This window comes from Rhizobium sp. 05L429, from assembly GCF_056397645.1.
This window is the reverse complement of record NZ_JBFTNV010000033.1, coordinates 70518-86437: the sequence shown is the minus strand read 5'-3', so window position 1 is coordinate 86437 and position 15920 is coordinate 70518. Positions and strand designations below refer to the sequence as shown.

Sequence of the window (15920 nt, the reverse complement as noted above, 5' to 3'; positions counted from 1 at the left end):
CTGCCGCGAGACGTGCGCCATCAATCTGGTTGAGGCCCAGGAGTTCGGAATGGCGAACAGCAATCCGACCACATCCGACGAGAGCGAAATTGAGCATGCGCCTATCCAATTCTAGAGATTTCCTCTTGAGGGTTACTGCCTTAGCCACCGTCCGAGCGTTTCGCAACCTGATAGAGCATGACAGGCGCGATCTTTCGTAGAGTTGTTGTGGTTAAGGACCGCCCATAAACTTTCCGAGCAGATTCAGGCCCGCTAGGCCGCTACGCTCAGGATGAAATTGCACGCCGACAATATTGTCCTTCGTAATGGCCGCGGTCACGTCGTTGCCCCCGTGATCGACAACGGCGAGAAGGTTCGAAGCATCGGTCGGCTTTGAATGATAAGAATGAACGAAATAGAACTCCTGGTGATCCTCATCGCCAGAGAGCGGCGTAGATTGCCATTGTTCCGAGAGAACGCCCGCCGCCGGCTTCACCTTGCTCCAGCTAATATGCGGCACACGCAAAGGATTGCCAGCCTTATCCACCGACGGAATGCGTTCTACCGTGCCCGGAATAAACCCCAGACCAGCATGGGCTCCGAACTCCAGTGATGAATCCATCAGGACTTGCATGCCGATGCAGATCCCAAGAAAAGGACGGCCTGTCGCGACGTAACTGCCGAGGACTTCGTCGAGACCAAAGCCCCGCAATGCATCCATGGCACGGCCGAAGGCACCCACACCAGGCAAGATTACTCTTTCAGCCCGCAGAATTGTGGGGATGTCGCGCGTCAACTGCGGCTCAGCGCCAATCTGCTTGAGAGCGTTGCAGACGGAGAAAACATTACCGATGCCGTAATCAACAACAACAACTTGGTTCATACTCCGACCACTACTTTCTTTGGTGTTCTGACCGGTATTCCAACCTGCTTTAGCTCTTGCCGCAATTGCCCAAAATCGGTTGAGTCGGAATGGAGGGCCTTCGCGAAGGCAACAGCCGTCGCGCCCGACCGGACAGCTTCGGTTGCATGGGTGCCGCCTGCTGCTCCCCCGGAAGCAATTACGGGAATATCGACCTCTCGCGTGACGGCTTCGATGAGTTCGGTATCCATACCCTTCATTGTACCGTCGCGATCAATCGACGTGATGAGGATCTCGCCTGCGCCAAGCTCCGCACCCCTCACAGCCCATCTGACGACGTCCAGCCCAGTATGATTACGCCCATTATCCGTCATAGCCTCCCAGCCACCTTGCGGCAGACGCTTTGCTTCGATGGAAAGAACCATCGCCTGGGAGCCATAGGTATCGGAAATTTCCTGTAATATTGCGGGCCGCTTGGTCGCAGCTGTGTTTACCGCCACCTTGTCGGCACCGACATCAAGCAATTGCTTGGCCGACTTAAGATCGCCTATTCCGCCCCCGACGGTGATCGGCACAAACGCCTCCTGTGCGACCTCACGAACAATGTCCGTCAGATTGTTGCGCTCATAAAGGCTTGCAACGACATCCATGTACAAGAGTTCGTCCGCACCCTGATGGTAATAGAGCTTCGCTCGTTCACCAGGGTTGCCCATCTTACGCCAGCCCTCCATTTGCACACCCTTAATCAAGTGCTGCAGCTTGACATCAAGACGTGCGATAAGGCGAATGTTCATATTCCTGGCACTCAGTTCTGGGTAAATACGCTGCGGCGCAGCTTCCATTCACCATTGTCATAGGCCCAAAGATGAGGGGACCGGAAGCGGTTTGACAGCGCATGAAAATAGGCGCGATCCATAATCGGCGCTTCAAACTGCTTTGAGGCATCGGGGAATTCTTTCTCAGGCAAGCTGAGGTATTCCATCAGTTCATCGGCAAAACGCTCGGGGAACTCGCCGTCATAGCGCCGGACGAGAGCCACGCCCTCTTCGCGTTCCAGGTCACCGGATCGAACTTCCTGCGCGGCGTCGTAGGTTGTGCGGCCAATACCGAACTTGATGAACGTCGTATAATAATGAAGATCATCGATACGGTCGTCGATCGAGTTGTATTTCGAGTAAGTGCCGGGCGTCCGCTCGGGCGACGCTTCAAAACCGCCGTGCTCGACAGCAAAATAGTAAGCCGATTGCGGATGCCACCTCAGATAGTATCCGAGATAATGGACCTCGATGCCCTTCTCCCTCAGCTCGTCCGGATTGGAAGGACGGTAGACATCGAGATCCGGCGCACGAACACCATAATCGTTGATCAGCGACTGAATGGACGTGCCGCCGAGAAAGATCTCACTGTCATCCGCAGTCGAAAAATAGGAATAGTCGCGTTTTGCAGATGTCATATCTGCGATCGGATTCCCGTACTCCGCTTCATTCTCACCATAAAAGATCAGAGGTATGTTCATTCGCGCCGCCATTTTCGGCGCGTATGACTTCTGGCCGAAGATAAACGGCTGGAATGGATGGAACAGGTTCTCCACCGCAAGGCGTGTGATCAAGCGCTTTACCCGGCCGTTGGGCGTCAGAAGGTAGTTGTCAAAACCCGAGTGGATCCAGCGCTGAAAATTGCGCCAGCCCCATTCGGTATAGACGTGGGGCGCCCATGTTACCGTGAGTGGGTTCATGCCGAATTCGTATTTCAGCATCCACGATTGGTAGAAGCTGTCCTTGCCGCCCGAACCGGGCACCAAGCAGTCATAGTGGCCGTTCCTCGAGCGGTACTTGTCACACAGTACCTGCAATTCCCGGCGCCGCGCTTCCCAATCGATATTGCCGTCCTTCTGCTCCGCCACTCGACATGCGTCGCAAACACCCTCGGAATCAAAATTGATCGTTTGTTTCTTGCTGTCCCTGGTATGCTTGTGCTCAACCGTAGAGTTAGGACGCTGATTGGAGATCACGCATCGAGAGCAGAACGCGACATGCTGAGGCAAACCGTAAAGGGTGTCAGGATTGCTTTTGTCCAATCGGTATTCCGAAAGGTCCAGCTCGTCGTTACGCGGATCTAAGTGGATAAAGCGCATTGCCGTCATCCTATAATTTCGAATTGCCGGTTGGTTAACGGTTATGAATTGCTCGCGCAAGAAGGTAAGTTCGGTTAAAATTCGAAGTGGTCTTCTTCCACAGCATCGTAAATGGCGACCGGCTTGACGAGTGTTCTGCCGACGAGAGACTTCAAGCGAGCCGGTGGCAAACCAGTTTCGGGGCGAAGCGAGACAAGATCGGCAGCCGAGACAACATGACCCTTTGGAAACTTCGCCGCAAATTTCAGCCCCTTGCGCACAAGCGCGCGAGTAGCGAGCTCCACGGGCTTCGGAGCTTTGATGCCATCGCCCAAAACGGTCTCAATCAGACGGATCTCAGCCACCATTCGCTTGAGTTCCTCGGGCTCGATCGACGCCGCATGGTCGGGGCCTTGCATTTCGCGATCGAGTGTAATGTGCTTCTCCAGGACACGCGCACCTGCCGCCACTGCAAGAGGCGGCACAAGAATCCCAGCGGTATGATCGGAGTAACCTACCTTTTCATCGAGCGCCTTCTGCATTGTATGCATGGCCGCCAGGTTTACGTCCGACAACGCAGTCGGATAGGCTGTTGTACAATGCAGAATGCACAGGTCGCCGTCGTGCCGAAGCGTCTGCCACACATCCCTTACAGCCCGAATGCAGTCTCGCACCTCGTCAAGGGTCGCCATTCCAGTCGATATGATGATCGGAAGGCAAGTCCGGGCAGCAACCTCTACAAGTGGAGTGTTGGTGATTTCCCCGGATGGAATTTTTATCCGCCTAATTCCTAGCTCGACGAGGAATTGAAGCGAAGCAATATCGAAGCCGGTCGACATGAACTCGATACCCCTCAGGGCACAGTATTCGACAAGCTCGCGATGCTGATCGTGAGACAGCTCAAGAGATTTAAGTAGTCTGAATTGATCATCCTCAGCACCGTTCAGGCGCTGGTATTCGACGGTCTTGGTACCTGCGACAATCAAATCCTCGGCTTTGAACGTTTGAATCTTGGCAGCATCTGCACCCGCCTCCACCGCCACATCGATAAGCTTGCGAGCGAGATCCAAGTTACCGTTATGGTTAACGCCAATCTCAGCAATAATGAAACAACGATTCTCCACCGTCACTGCGTTTACTCCAAGACTTTTTTCGAATCCGACATAAGCTTCGCCGGACTACCCACGTAAACACCCGGAGCACCAATATCGCGCGTAACCACCGCTCCGTGTCCGACAGTTACATTGCCTACAATAGCCGTCGCATGCCGGACTGAACTATTTGCTCCGAGAAAGCAACCGCCGCCCAAGGATGAACCTCCAGCTAGCACGGCGCCCGGTGCAAGATGCGAGAAATCGCCCACGACACAGTCATGTTCAACGATTGCTCCGTTGTTAACGATGACGCCATCACCGATCGTTGCCTGAACACCGACAATACCAGCGAGCACCACGACCCCTCGGCCCAACCGCGCTGAAGGACTGATTGTGGAGGCCGGATGGATGACCGAAGCGGGAGCAAATCCCTTTCCAAGATAGGCATTGAACAATTTCTGGCGCAGGATAGCGTTTCCTACCGCCGGAACAAATACCCATGTTTCATTGTCGCGCACAACTTCCTTCTCGTCTTCGACGCAGCGCGCAATCTGTAGCGACCAGCTTTTATATTCCTCGGGATCGACGGCCACCACGCGAGCAAAATGATTGTTCAACAACGCTGCTTCAAGGACAACTCGCCCATGTCCGCCTCCCCCGACAACGAGCAGCGAAGGCTTTTTCTTCTTCCAAAACATCGGGAATGCAGGCTTCATAGACGTTGACGGATCCGGTGGACAATCAAAAACTACTCCTCCACGGCCTGGTTGGGGAGATCATAGAAGGGCTTTTGTAGCAGCCGGGCAAAATCGATCTTGCGAAGAACTGACAACACTGAACCGGTAGCGTCACCCGGCCTGCCATAAGGGGGGGCGCTGTCTTTAATGGCATCGCGAAAAGAAAGCGACATTGCTTCGGTCATAGCCCTTACGATTGCCCCGGTTTCCTCGACCGTGTCGATGACGGACACTGCTTTCAGCCGGCCCAGTTGCCGTGGGCCTACGTTGACCGTCGGGACGTCCACTGCGGGGGCCTCAATGAGGCCACTTGATGAATTGCCGAGGACTACGCTCGCATGTTTCATCGCCGCGAGGTAGCGTAACTGTCCTAGAGATGCAACCAACCTGACCCGATCGGGGTGTTGGGAATGAAATGTCTCAAGCCTCGCATTAATTTTCCTGCCACCTGGATCAGAGTTGGCTTTCGTAATGATCACGGCCAGATCCGGAAAAGACTGCAGTGCTTCAAGAATCTGCTCGAGGGCGGCAACAGGCGAGGCCGAATCCATCGTCGCCGGATGGTAGGTCATCAACGCATAATCGCGTTCTGGTTCGATTTCGAGTTCTCGCATCAATTCCAATCTATCGGGTATGGAAAGCCGCCTGAAATTATCGAGGCCGATCGCGCCGATGTTGAATACTCGTTCCGGCGCCTCACCCATCCGGATCACTCGATCAGCGTACTGTCCTGCTGCCGTGAAATGGACATGTGCCATTTTTGTAATCGCGTGCCGGAAGGTATCGTCCATGGCACCTAGCGTTACTTCGCCGCCGTGAATATGGCCAATCGGGATATGAAGAAAGGTTGCAGCAGTCGCAGCCGCAAGCGCCTCAAACCGGTCCCCCAATATGACCAGAAAATCGGGTTTAAGCTGTTCGAATGCCCCGCGAAAGCCGTCGATGGCGCGACCGAAGGCGCGTGCCATGCCGGCGTCGCTGTCATCATCGTCAAGGCAGGGTATTTCAGCGTCGATCTTGAAACCGTCGGCTCGAATGAATCGAACGGTCTCTCCGAATGCCGGCGACAAATGCATGGCGGACACCGCAATCTGTAATTCGAAATCCGGATCGTCGTGCAGATCACGCATGAGCCAATACAAGAGACCGTAGTCCGCCCTTGTACCGGTCGTCACGCATATCCGGGGTTTGGTCACCGTGTCACCTCGTCACCAAGGTCGTAGATCTTGGCAACGAGTTCAGTCGTCGCCAAGGCGTCGTCGATCGTTGCTGCTCCCGTATTTTCCCCGCGCCAGGCACCCACCACCTGTTCAGCTTGCACCCGAAAACCTGGCTTAAATTGCAGATCTGCTTCTGTAGCCTGAACCTCGTTCAGGCTGCGCTCGCCTGCATTTTGAAATATCGCCTTTTCCAGAGGCCGCATCTCCCATCGCCTGTGCGGCGCGGAAACCGTGCAGGCCCAAGGTCCTGGACCGTTCCATACGGCCTGATAGATACCGCGATCTCCCGAGGCGAAACTGACATGCGCCAGCACGACCCCCGATTCGCCGGTCTTCCACGGCTGCAATATCTTTACGTCAGTCACGCCTCCGCGACCGAAAGTCATTAGGTAGTCAACGAGATGAATTGAGTTGGCATACATCCAATTGTCGACTACCGCCAAATTGTGACCGATGGCCCGCGCGGCTTCGAGACTCTGCTGGTCTTGAACATAGATGAAGCGAGGGCCGGGATTTGCGGAAAGATCTGCGAGCGCGGTCAGTGTAGAACCAAGTGTGCGCCGATTGAGACCAACCCACGCACGCCGGCCCGAAGATTTTACCTGCCCGTGAACAGCACGCGCTTCTTCAAGGTTCAACCCGATAGGCTTCTCCATGAAGACGTCAACGGGACGCGCCAGTATTCGAGTTGCAACTTCAAAAATGGCCGGCTCGTACACTGCCATCACCACCAAATCGGGCCGGGTGCTGACAAGCATTTCATCAACGTCATCACTCACAATCGGAATGTTCCAATTGTTGGCGATCACCTGAGCCTTGGCTTTTGTCCTGTTGGCAATACCGACGAGTTCGACATTTGGCAGGGATGCAAAAGCCTTTGCATGCTCGGCGATCATGCTTCCTGCACCGACGAGGGCGATACGGCATAATTTAGTGTTCACATGAATACCTTCGCGATTATCCGGAGCTCTCCCGGCGATCTGGAATAGGCGCCTCGCCCGATTGGAACGCGTCATCCTTGTCAATTTCCGTCAGACAAATCAACACGGGACAACGCTATTCCGTTTCTGCTATGAGAGCCGCACAAGTCAACCTGAGGTTCATTGAGATGAAAATGTGTGTCGTGGCGGCTCGGTCAGGGTCCAAGGGGCTGCCAGACAAAAACATCAAATCTTTTGCCGGTCGGCCGCTTCTTGCGCACACAGTAGAACAGGCTGTCCAATCGGGAATTTTTGATATTATCTCGATTTCCAGCGACAGCGATCGCTATCTTGATATCGGGCGGGAGGCCGGCGCAAATCTACTCGTCAAAAGGCCGGACGAGCTTGCCACCGACTTTGTCGCGAAGCCCCCCGTTCTCAGTCATGCTCTTCGCACGGCAGAAATGGAAGTCGGGCGGGAGATCGAGATGTTCTTCGATCTTCAACCGACTTCTCCACTAAGGACTCCTGCGGACATTCCTGGGGCGGCCCAAAAGCTAGAAGCGAACGCCGACCTTCTCAACGTTGTGTCCGTGGCACGCGCAAAGGCTTCACCCTATTACACGCTTGTTGAAGAAACCGCAGATGGCCGCATCGAGCTGTCAAAGCCCGGGATGCAATATGGGCGTCGACAAGACCTGCCCAATTGCTATGAGCTCAACGGATCCATCTATGCTTGGCGCCGGCAACCCATCGTCGACGAAAGACCCGCCCTCACTGAACGGACAGGGTTCTGGCTTATGGATGATGAATGCAGCTTCGATATCGATACGCCACTTGATTTCGCAGTCGCTGCCTTCGTTGCCTCACATCATTTCGGATGGCCTGAAACACGCTAAGTCTTTCGCCTAGATCTCGATTTCGGTATCTATCGAGTGAAGTGAAGATCGCCGACAAACACCAAAGCAGACTGAGAAGAAAACCATGATTACAGCCCTCATTGGCCTTGGACGAATGGGAATGCGCCATGCCAGCGTCTTGGAACAATGCCAACTTCCGATCGTGGCAGTAAGCGACATAAATCGTGAAGCTTGCGATGTCGCCGGAAACAAGTATGGGATCCCGGAAGAGCGCCGCTTCATATCGGCAATTGAACTCATCGACCAGATCCGGCCGGAATTTCTGATCATTGCAACGACGGCTCCCGGGCATTGCGAGCTTGTCCTCAGGGCGGCGCAAAATGGCGCCAAAATGATCCTGTGCGAGAAGCCTATGGCGACCAACTTGCGTGATTGTGAAGCGATGATCTCCGCCTGTAATTCCGCAGGTGTGAAATTGGCAATCAACCATCAGATGCGCTTCATGGAGCAATACACGCTCCCGAAGTCCATGGTCGAGTCTGAGGCTTTCGGCGGCCTTGCGAGCGTTATCGTAAGTGCCGGAAACTTTGGCATGGCGATGAACGGCACGCATTATTTTGAAATGTTTCGCTATCTGTGCGGCGAAGATCCGGTAAAAGTGTCGGCTTGGTTTTCGAAGGACGAACTCGCCAATCCTCGTGGCCCCCAGTTTAGGGATGCCTCCGGAAGCATCCGCCTGGAAACACCGTCAGGGAAACGCTTCTATATGGATTGCTCCCACGACCAGGGGCACGGCATGAACGTGACTTACAATTGCCGCCATGGACGCATCTCAGTTGATGAATTGGCCGGCACTCTCTCCTTCGTCGTTCGTAAAGAGGAATACAGAAATGAGCCAACAACACGCTATGGCATGCCTTACGATTCCGACTCTATAACAATTGCTCCGGCCGATGCAGTCACGCCTACTCGCTCCGTTCTCGAAGCCCTTCTTGCTGGCACTGACTACCCGACAGGAGAGCACGGGCTGCTTGCCATGAAATTACTTGTCGCTGCTCACCTTTCCAACGAACGTGGGGGCGCGACGATCGATTTGCGCCGTGAGCCTATTTCGGGAGATTACACCCTACCGATTGCATGAGCGTCGAGGGTTGTCGTCGCCATGTAGCGCTCCAGTTTCTCGGGCTCGAAGTGGCCTTTGGGGGAGGATTAGAAACGCATCCCGGTCAATCGGCGTAAGAGACGCAATTCCTGCATTAGCGATGAGATATGGACGACAGGCTAGTAAAAGATACCGGTATCAGAAAACCGAACGCCCTCACGGATATCTTGATGCACCCTAAGGCCCAATCGGTCTGGGTATGGTACAAGAACGGCGGCGACATCCTTCTGTTCCTGGCTTATTCGCTGCTACTCACAGTTTACATGGGGCAGGAAAGGATCGTCTCGCGAGGAGAACCGCTTTATTGGCTGCTTACACTGCCAGCAGTTGCAGCACCATTGCCGAGACTCAGACAGACAGTAGAAAATCTCATATTGGGTTGTGCGAGGCCTATCGCCGCCATGGGTGTAACGGCGTCTTTATGGTTCGGCCTAAGAGGGGATACAGGTGCCGTTCCCCCAATTATCTTGATTGCTTGGGTCAGCGCATGGGCGAGCCGCTCGGAGGTGCGCATCAACGTTAGATGGCTATTCGCGATCATCCTGGTATTTTACGGGCTTGGCAGCTTGAGCTTTGTTCTGCAGCCGCCGTTCGAAAAGTACAGTTGGTTGATGCAAGCGTACCACGGGGATCCACTGGGGGCTGACGCTGCAAATTCTGGCGACATTGCGTTACCACCACAAGACCGGGAAGGAATTGATATCAATGCCTGGGGCATTTTGCCTGGCCAAACTGCACCCGCTTACGGGCCATGGCGCATTTCGATGGTCCCCAACATTGCGACTTCCGGCATCATCTCACTTTTCGTTTTCCTGATTGCATTGAAGCATCTGCGTTTTCGATGGCTCAACATCACGACCGTTGTTGCCGCCGCTTATTTCACTATCTTGTCTTTCGTGCGTTCAGCGCTGATCGGTCTCGTGCTTTTCAGCGCCACCAGCGTTGTTTTGACGCTACTTCCTGATAATGCGAGGCTTCGTGTTGCGGTGGCGTTCGCTATGACGTTGGGACTTATCCTCATCGTCGGTCTATCCCCGTTCGTCCTTTATCACCTACAAGATATTCCCCTCATATCCCGGTTACTTCTGCGCAATCAAAGCGGGCTTTCGCTGGAAGCCATCTACCGACAAGCTTACCGGCCCTGGTTGTGGCTTCAACATCTCCAGATTTTTTGGCAAAGCGACTACCTGATGGGATACGGAAGTAGCTTGGCTCAGAGCGCAACGGAAAAACTTCTAAACGCAAATCAAGTAAGATCTGACTCTGTGTCCCTACCGACACGTCTGCTCGCTACATATGGTCTACCGGCTCTGGGATTTTTCTATTTCCTCGGCGAACGCTGTTACACTCATGCAAAAGAAAACGACGTCTGGGGAGTATCGATGCTGTCGCTACTTATCTGGCTTATGATGACATGGGGTAGCATATTTCACCCGACAAACGCGATATTCGTGCTTGCACTACTGATCATAGGCCGCGGCGGAAACGCCTTCCATCAGGACCGCAAGCAGCAATAAATCCGAAAAAATTTGCCGCTTCTTCAGTTGTTGGCGAACTGCCGTCTGACCTTGTCGACAACGAAGTCTTGATCGGCGACCGACAGGCCGGTTGAGCATGGCAGCGTCACGATCTGTTGCCAGAGGTTGTCGCAGACCGTCATTTCCGTCCTCGGCGCCCCTACATAGGGCGCCTGGAGATGGGCTGGTTTCCAGAAGGGGCGGGCGTCTATGCCGGCCTCCCGCAAACGAACGCGGATATCGGCCAACTGCCGTGGGTCTCTGTTGTTCACGACGATCCCGGAAAACCAATAACCGCTTCGCGCATATTCCGGATCCGGAAAAGGCGTGATTCCAGCAAGATCCGAGAAGGCCTCCCTATAATTTCGTGCTATACTCCGTTTCAAATCGACAAATCGGCCCAGATTTTCCATCTGGGCACAACCAACCGCCGCCTGGAGGTTTGTCATTCGGTAATTATAACCGACCATGTCGTGATCGTAATCGGCCCCGACTCTGGCGGTGGTCGTCAGATGACGGAAGAGACGTGCTTTTTCAGGATCATCCGTAACGATAATTCCGCCACCGCCGGCGGTAACAGTCTTGTTTCCATTGAAGGAGAACATCGTGAAGTCTGCGTCCAAGCTTCCCGAAGGACGGTCTTTGTAGGTGGTACCCAGTGCCGCGGCCGCATCAACAACAACAGGCAAATAGTAGGCCTTCGCCAACTCGTTAATCTCATCCATCTGGGCGGGAATGCCCAGCGTAAAAACCGGCAATATTGCAGAAATTCTGCGCCCCGTTTCCGTGTGAAGTAACGCACCGTCCACGCGACGATGCGTCTCTTTCTCCAGTTTGTTAGCCAACAACGTTACGTCTATCGACCAGTTTTCGGGAGAGACATCGAAAAGCCACGGAAGCGCTCCGCAATGGGCAATTGCAGCAATCGAAGCGATGAACGTGAATGATGGCGCAATGACCAAATCGTCGCGCCCTACACCGGCGGATAGCAAGGCAGCATGAAGCGCAGTGGTACCCGCGGATGTCGCAACGGCGTATTTGGCACCGGACGCAGCAGCCACCATTTCTTCGAAACGGGTGACGAATGGTCCCACCGTCGAGACAAATGTCGAAGTTATGCATTCCTGCAGATATTCGGCCTCACGGCCGGCTAGGTTCGGTACTGCGAGCGGTATCATTGAGCCTAAATCCGTGAATCCAGAGTTTTTTCACTTGGCTTGTGAGTCTGCAGAAAGGACGGCTCGACCGCAGCCACTAGTTCCTTCAACTGATCCTTGTCGATCTGCTGTGGCAAAGTCGGCATATTGGCTGCGGCGAAAAGACCTTCGAGGCTGTTGATCAATCTTCCAATCGATCCGCTAGCGGCACTTTTGTACTTGACGAGGGACAGTCCCGCGAATCCGCCGTCCACGGCGCTTTCACCATTCGCGACGAATTCTTCGTAGGCCTTCTCACCGGCCGTATCGAGCGGCGTCAGCAGAAGTGGCCAAGAACCAGAGCTGCGAAGCAAGCTCGTCGCCTGCACCGCTTTGGTTTCATCGCTGAAAATCACTGGCTTCAGCTTCAAATGCTCGAGGTATGCCTTTGCGACGTCTTCGAGCAAAACGAGATGTTCGTCGGGACTAAGCTTGGGAACGACGATGTGTTGATCCGGAGCGCACACGGCTGCCAAGGTGCAGAGATGACCGGCCTCCTCCGTGGAGACAAAATAGCGCCGAGTATCCACAGGCGTAGCCAGCGGCTGCTCCTGTTCGATGCGCCGCTGGAAGCTTTGAAGAAGCGAACCGTTTGAGAACGCGACATTTGCAAAGCGCGCGGAGACAATTTCCGCGCCAAGATCCTTCGCAGCTTCGCCGCTGAACATCACGTGTTCCATGAGGCGTTTGCTCGCGCCCATGAAGGAGCTTGGATTGGCTGCTTTGTCAGTAGAAACGGAGAAATATCTGCCTCTGAATTGCACTTCACCCAACCAGCGCAACAGACGAGCCTGTTTGAGCAAATTCGTGTCAAACATCTGCAGCATCGAAAAGGAATCTTTCTCAGACCTTACATGCTTAATCGCCGCAAAATTCAAAACAAAGTCGTAGGAAGGTTGGTCATGAATGAAGAGCCTCGTTGCTGGTGAGCCAAAATCCAACGGCAATGTCCGAAAATCCGAAACGGAAAAGCCGCCTGAACTGGAGCGGAGTGTCCGAACCAACTCCGCCAACTCATTTTCATTCTGATCGATTACGTGAAGAGCAGATGGCTCGAACCCTGAAATGACCGATATTGTGGCGGAACCGATTGAGCCCGCAGCACCGATTGCAAGCACCCGCTTGCCCTTCAGCTTATCTCTTAGCTGCCCTTCAAAATGCCTCATATCCTCCGAGAAGATGGAATTCTCTCTTCCGGTTGCAATAAACGCGAGTTCGCTGTTCTTGCCGTTTTTATGAGCGTCAATAGGCATTGAATTTCCTGCTTTAAGATCACGGCCATTTCGGCGCTTGTTTGCTGGGATCACCATCTCCGAAACTGTCATTCGCCTTAATCAAATCTTCATGACGGCCAACATCAAGCCAAGGTTCTCGGACTGGGAAGACTGCCGCCGGTAGCTGCCGTTCGATTAGGTGCTCGAAAAGGTTTGTCATATCGAAGAACTGTCTGGCCGGAACATGTTCCAGCACCTCCGGTTCTAGGAGATAGATTCCGGCATTAACCAAAAAGTTGCATTTGGGTTTTTCAGTCAACTTTGTGAGATGGCGACCAGAAACTTCAACGACACCAAATGGCACTTCGTAGCTGTGATTGTTGACCGCCATCGTGGCCACAGCAGACGATGCTTTATGGAAGTCGAGCATCGCTTGAAAATCGACCGTCGTGAGAATGTCCCCGTTCATCACAAAAAAGGATTTTGTTGGGACTTTCGGCAAAAGAGACAATGCTCCGGCAGTGCCCATTCGCTCCTCTTCGCGGACGAAAGTGAAGCGTGCTCCAAACTTTGACCCATCCCCGAGATGTTCCTCAAGCAAATGTCCAAGATAGTTTACACAAAGCGTAATGTCTGTGAGACCCTGCGCTACCAGATTATCGACGATTATGTCGATCAGCGGGCGACCGCCAACCGATATCAGTGGCTTAGGCACATTTTCGGTCAGGGGCCGAAGTCGAGTTCCCAGTCCTCCCGCCATGATAACCACTTGGTTCTCTTGATACAAAAGTTGCTCAAACGCAGGAAGATACGCCAGGTCCCGAAATATGCCAGCCTCATCAACGATGGGAAGGTGGAGGATTTGTTCGTGTCGGAGACGGCCAAGTAGTATGCTTTTCTCGGTGCCTAACATTGCCGACCGGGGAGTTTGCCGCATAAATTCCTGAACTGGCGCATCTAACCCGTGGCCAGCGAGCAAGGCGCGGCGGATGTCCCCGTCGGTTACGATGCCAATGAGTTTTCCTTCATCCGTCACAACGACCGCGATCTTCAACCCGTTGCCATCGATCACTTCGATTGCAACGCGCATTACCGCTTGCTGCGTTATCACGACCTTGGAAATATCAATGTAAGTCATTCCATCCCACCAATTCGGCGAAATCGCCAACGGGCGAATTCCACCACGGCTCTGATGGCGGTATTCTCTAGCTCAGGAACTTGTCGATTCATAGTCTCCAAAATCGTGGACGCAAATGGGCCACACATGAGTGTGCGTCTCGAAATTCGGATCTGCGAGGGATGAACAATTGCGATTTGCAAACGACTTTCTGCGCTTCAATTTGGGTCGTGGATAATCCGCCAGCTTGGAGCAATGACGTCGGATACCTCGCAGAATCGTAGAATTTTGCGGCGTCAGGCACTCGCCCAGTGGCTCCCAGGCCATGAGCTCGGATGAACCCGCCGATAATCTTACAATCTCACGCAAACACCGTCATCTGCGGCGGCACGACCGCGAGCATCCCGATGCGGCGGGCGGCAACGTATTTGACGAGCTGTTCGACCACTCTTGGCATGACGGGTTTTTGCACCACGCCGAGCGCGCCGTGCACGCCATCTGCAACCGCCTCCGGATTGGCAGTCATGAAGACGACGGAAATGCCGTGGTCTTCTGCGAGCTGCCGGCCGATCTCCGGCCCGGTTGGGCCGTCGGAGAGGTTGACGTCGACGAAGGCGATGTCGGCAAGCGGGGCTAGTCTGAGCGCCGCTTCCCGGTCCGATGCGAGGCCTGCGACATGCACGCCCATTTCCTCTATCGTCATTTCGAGATCGAGGGCGATCAACAGTTCGTCTTCGACAATCAGCACTCGCTGTTCCATGAGATGTTCCCGTTGCCAGCTACGCATGACATTCGTGGCCATGACAGATCCCCTTCACGCTTTACTTCAGGAGGCTCCGCTTCGTTGAAGACAGATTGCTTCGACGAGGCTCGCAGCTAAAACGGACGATGCGACGATATGTTCCGGCATGAAACGCAGTTTTTCTCAATTAAACGTTTGTTAATATTGATAAATTATTAAAGTATGACCCTGTGTGAAAAAAGGCGGCCACTTTAGCCGCCTTCTAAAATTCCGATTTCAGCAGCCTCTCAACCCTTGGCCTTCAGCACGAGAACCGGATCCGTGCTGTAGTGGGCCGGGAAAATCTGCTTCAGGTTCTCGATCTTCGGCAGGTCGTTATAGACGATGTAGGGGTAGGTCTGGTTCAGCGTAAGGAAATCCTGGTGATACTGCTCGGCCGGGTAGAAGCCGGTATCGTCGGTGACCTTGGTGACGATCGGCTGTTTGAAGACATGCGCCTTATCGAGCTGGGCGATATATGCTTCGGCGACCTTGCGCTGTTGCGGGTCGGAGATGAAAAGCGCCGAGCGGTATTGGGTGCCCTCGTCCGGCCCCTGGAAATTGAGCTGCGTCGGGTTATGTGCGACCGAGAAGAAGACCTGCAGGAGCTTGCCGTAGCTGACCTCTTTCGGATCAAAGGTCACCTTGACGGATTCGGCATGACCCGTCGCGCCGGAGCTGACCGTTTCGTACTGGGCGGTTGCTGCTTGCCCGCCAGCATAGCCGGAAACGGCGCTTTTGACACCCTTCACATGCTGGAAGACGCCCTGGACGCCCCAGAAACAGCCGCCGGCGAAGACCGCCGTTTCCATGCCGGACCGGCCCGCCTCATCGACCGCAGGGGCAGGAATGACGACGGCATCTTCCGCCGCTTGGGTGGCGGCGGAACCGAAGCCGAGCGAAAGGGCTGCGGTTGCGAAAAGCGCGGCAAGGATCTTGCCTGACGTGGATTTGGGCATAGGGGCTACCTCCGGGGACAATGCGGCAAAATCCTTGCCGATCAGCGAGAAAGCTGCAAATCACAAGCTGTTCACTCACGCCGATGTGACGATTGCAAGAAACCGAATGTGCGAAACTGGAACAGGCTGGAAGGTGTGTTGACAATTCCCCGAGGAGTGGGGACATTGCCGGCCGGTCAGAGCCAGCAC

15 protein-coding genes are annotated in these 15920 nt (G+C 54.2%); 3 read left to right on the top strand and 12 right to left on the bottom strand.

The window, feature by feature from the left end:
* Positions 1–211 precede the first annotated feature (211 nt).
* From hisH to AC1DNW_RS28050, 7 genes are all read right to left on the bottom strand, one after another.
* Positions 212–862 carry an imidazole glycerol phosphate synthase subunit HisH gene (hisH, locus tag AC1DNW_RS28080; protein WP_113301015.1) on the bottom strand — a complete coding sequence of 217 codons (651 nt, stop codon included), beginning with the start codon at positions 860–862 and terminating at the stop codon, positions 212–214.
* Positions 859–1683, bottom strand: a complete 825-nt coding sequence (hisF, locus tag AC1DNW_RS28075; RefSeq protein ID WP_477855072.1) for an imidazole glycerol phosphate synthase subunit HisF — start codon at positions 1681–1683, stop codon at positions 859–861. Before hisF ends, hisH begins: the two co-directional genes overlap by 4 nt.
* Entirely contained in the window at positions 1647–2975 is a 1329-nt protein-coding gene (locus tag AC1DNW_RS28070; protein ID WP_477855071.1) for an N-acetyl sugar amidotransferase, read from the bottom strand. The genes hisF and AC1DNW_RS28070 overlap by 37 nt, the downstream gene beginning before the upstream one ends.
* A gap of 74 nt (positions 2976–3049) precedes the next feature.
* On the bottom strand, positions 3050–4084 hold the full coding sequence (locus AC1DNW_RS28065; protein ID WP_477855070.1) for an N-acetylneuraminate synthase family protein: 1035 nt from the start codon (positions 4082–4084) through the stop codon (positions 3050–3052).
* Positions 4085–4089: 5 nt separating this feature from the next.
* Positions 4090–4764, bottom strand: coding sequence for a NeuD/PglB/VioB family sugar acetyltransferase (locus AC1DNW_RS28060; RefSeq protein ID WP_477855069.1), 675 nt, complete (start codon positions 4762–4764; stop codon positions 4090–4092).
* A 32-nt stretch (positions 4765–4796) separates the two neighbouring features.
* Positions 4797–5960, bottom strand: a complete 1164-nt coding sequence (gene neuC, locus AC1DNW_RS28055) for a UDP-N-acetylglucosamine 2-epimerase (RefSeq protein WP_477855068.1) — start codon at positions 5958–5960, stop codon at positions 4797–4799.
* A 17-nt stretch (positions 5961–5977) separates the two neighbouring features.
* Positions 5978–7021, bottom strand: a complete 1044-nt coding sequence (locus AC1DNW_RS28050; protein WP_477855067.1) for a Gfo/Idh/MocA family protein — start codon at positions 7019–7021, stop codon at positions 5978–5980.
* A gap of 2 nt (positions 7022–7023) precedes the next feature.
* Between AC1DNW_RS28050 and AC1DNW_RS28045 the strand changes: the two genes are divergently transcribed.
* From AC1DNW_RS28045 to AC1DNW_RS28035, 3 genes are all read left to right on the top strand, one after another.
* Complete coding sequence (locus AC1DNW_RS28045; protein WP_477855066.1) at positions 7024–7824, top strand: acylneuraminate cytidylyltransferase family protein; 801 nt, start codon at positions 7024–7026, stop codon at positions 7822–7824.
* Positions 7825–7909: 85 nt separating this feature from the next.
* A complete protein-coding gene (locus tag AC1DNW_RS28040; protein WP_477855065.1) occupies positions 7910–8926 on the top strand; it encodes a Gfo/Idh/MocA family protein in 1017 nt (338 codons plus the stop codon).
* A gap of 128 nt (positions 8927–9054) precedes the next feature.
* Complete coding sequence (locus tag AC1DNW_RS28035) at positions 9055–10464, top strand: hypothetical protein (protein WP_113301024.1); 1410 nt, start codon at positions 9055–9057, stop codon at positions 10462–10464.
* A gap of 23 nt (positions 10465–10487) precedes the next feature.
* Here the strand turns inward: AC1DNW_RS28035 and AC1DNW_RS28030 are convergent, their stop codons facing one another.
* From AC1DNW_RS28030 to msrA, 5 genes are all read right to left on the bottom strand, one after another.
* Positions 10488–11642: an aminotransferase class I/II-fold pyridoxal phosphate-dependent enzyme gene (locus tag AC1DNW_RS28030; RefSeq protein WP_477855064.1), complete on the bottom strand. Its 1155-nt coding sequence runs from the start codon at positions 11640–11642 to the stop codon at positions 10488–10490.
* Positions 11643–11647: 5 nt separating this feature from the next.
* On the bottom strand, positions 11648–12985 hold the full coding sequence (locus AC1DNW_RS28025; protein ID WP_477855063.1) for a polysaccharide biosynthesis protein: 1338 nt from the start codon (positions 12983–12985) through the stop codon (positions 11648–11650).
* Positions 12933–14012 carry a nucleotidyltransferase family protein gene (locus tag AC1DNW_RS28020; protein WP_477855062.1) on the bottom strand — a complete coding sequence of 360 codons (1080 nt, stop codon included), beginning with the start codon at positions 14010–14012 and terminating at the stop codon, positions 12933–12935. The genes AC1DNW_RS28025 and AC1DNW_RS28020 overlap by 53 nt, the downstream gene beginning before the upstream one ends.
* A gap of 340 nt (positions 14013–14352) precedes the next feature.
* Entirely contained in the window at positions 14353–14793 is a 441-nt protein-coding gene (locus tag AC1DNW_RS28015; protein ID WP_477855061.1) for a response regulator, read from the bottom strand.
* 227 nt (positions 14794–15020) lie between these two features.
* Positions 15021–15731 (bottom strand): peptide-methionine (S)-S-oxide reductase MsrA, encoded by a 711-nt coding sequence (gene msrA, locus AC1DNW_RS28010; RefSeq protein ID WP_477855060.1) that lies wholly within the window; start codon positions 15729–15731, stop codon positions 15021–15023.
* Positions 15732–15920 lie beyond the last annotated feature (189 nt).

Bases quoted from the DNA above. Each gene is read 5' to 3' on its own strand.
- AC1DNW_RS28025 (WP_477855063.1), bottom strand. From the start codon at position 12,985: ATGACAGTTTCGGAGATGGTGATCCCAGCAAACAAGCGCCGAAATGGC.
- AC1DNW_RS28050 (WP_477855067.1), bottom strand. From the start codon at position 7,021: ATGACGCGTTCCAATCGGGCGAGGCGCCTATTCCAGATCGCCGGGAGA.
- AC1DNW_RS28030 (WP_477855064.1), bottom strand. From the start codon at position 11,642: ATGATACCGCTCGCAGTACCGAACCTAGCCGGCCGTGAGGCCGAATAT.
- AC1DNW_RS28015 (WP_477855061.1), bottom strand. From the start codon at position 14,793: ATGGCCACGAATGTCATGCGTAGCTGGCAACGGGAACATCTCATGGAA.
- AC1DNW_RS28070 (WP_477855071.1), bottom strand. From the start codon at position 2,975: ATGCGCTTTATCCACTTAGATCCGCGTAACGACGAGCTGGACCTTTCG.
- hisH (WP_113301015.1), bottom strand. From the start codon at position 862: ATGAACCAAGTTGTTGTTGTTGATTACGGCATCGGTAATGTTTTCTCC.
- AC1DNW_RS28020 (WP_477855062.1), bottom strand. From the start codon at position 14,012: ATGACTTACATTGATATTTCCAAGGTCGTGATAACGCAGCAAGCGGTA.
- AC1DNW_RS28035 (WP_113301024.1), top strand. From the start codon at position 9,055: ATGGACGACAGGCTAGTAAAAGATACCGGTATCAGAAAACCGAACGCC.
- AC1DNW_RS28060 (WP_477855069.1), bottom strand. From the start codon at position 4,764: ATGAAGCCTGCATTCCCGATGTTTTGGAAGAAGAAAAAGCCTTCGCTG.
- hisF (WP_477855072.1), bottom strand. From the start codon at position 1,683: ATGGAAGCTGCGCCGCAGCGTATTTACCCAGAACTGAGTGCCAGGAAT.
- AC1DNW_RS28040 (WP_477855065.1), top strand. From the start codon at position 7,910: ATGATTACAGCCCTCATTGGCCTTGGACGAATGGGAATGCGCCATGCC.
- msrA (WP_477855060.1), bottom strand. From the start codon at position 15,731: ATGCCCAAATCCACGTCAGGCAAGATCCTTGCCGCGCTTTTCGCAACC.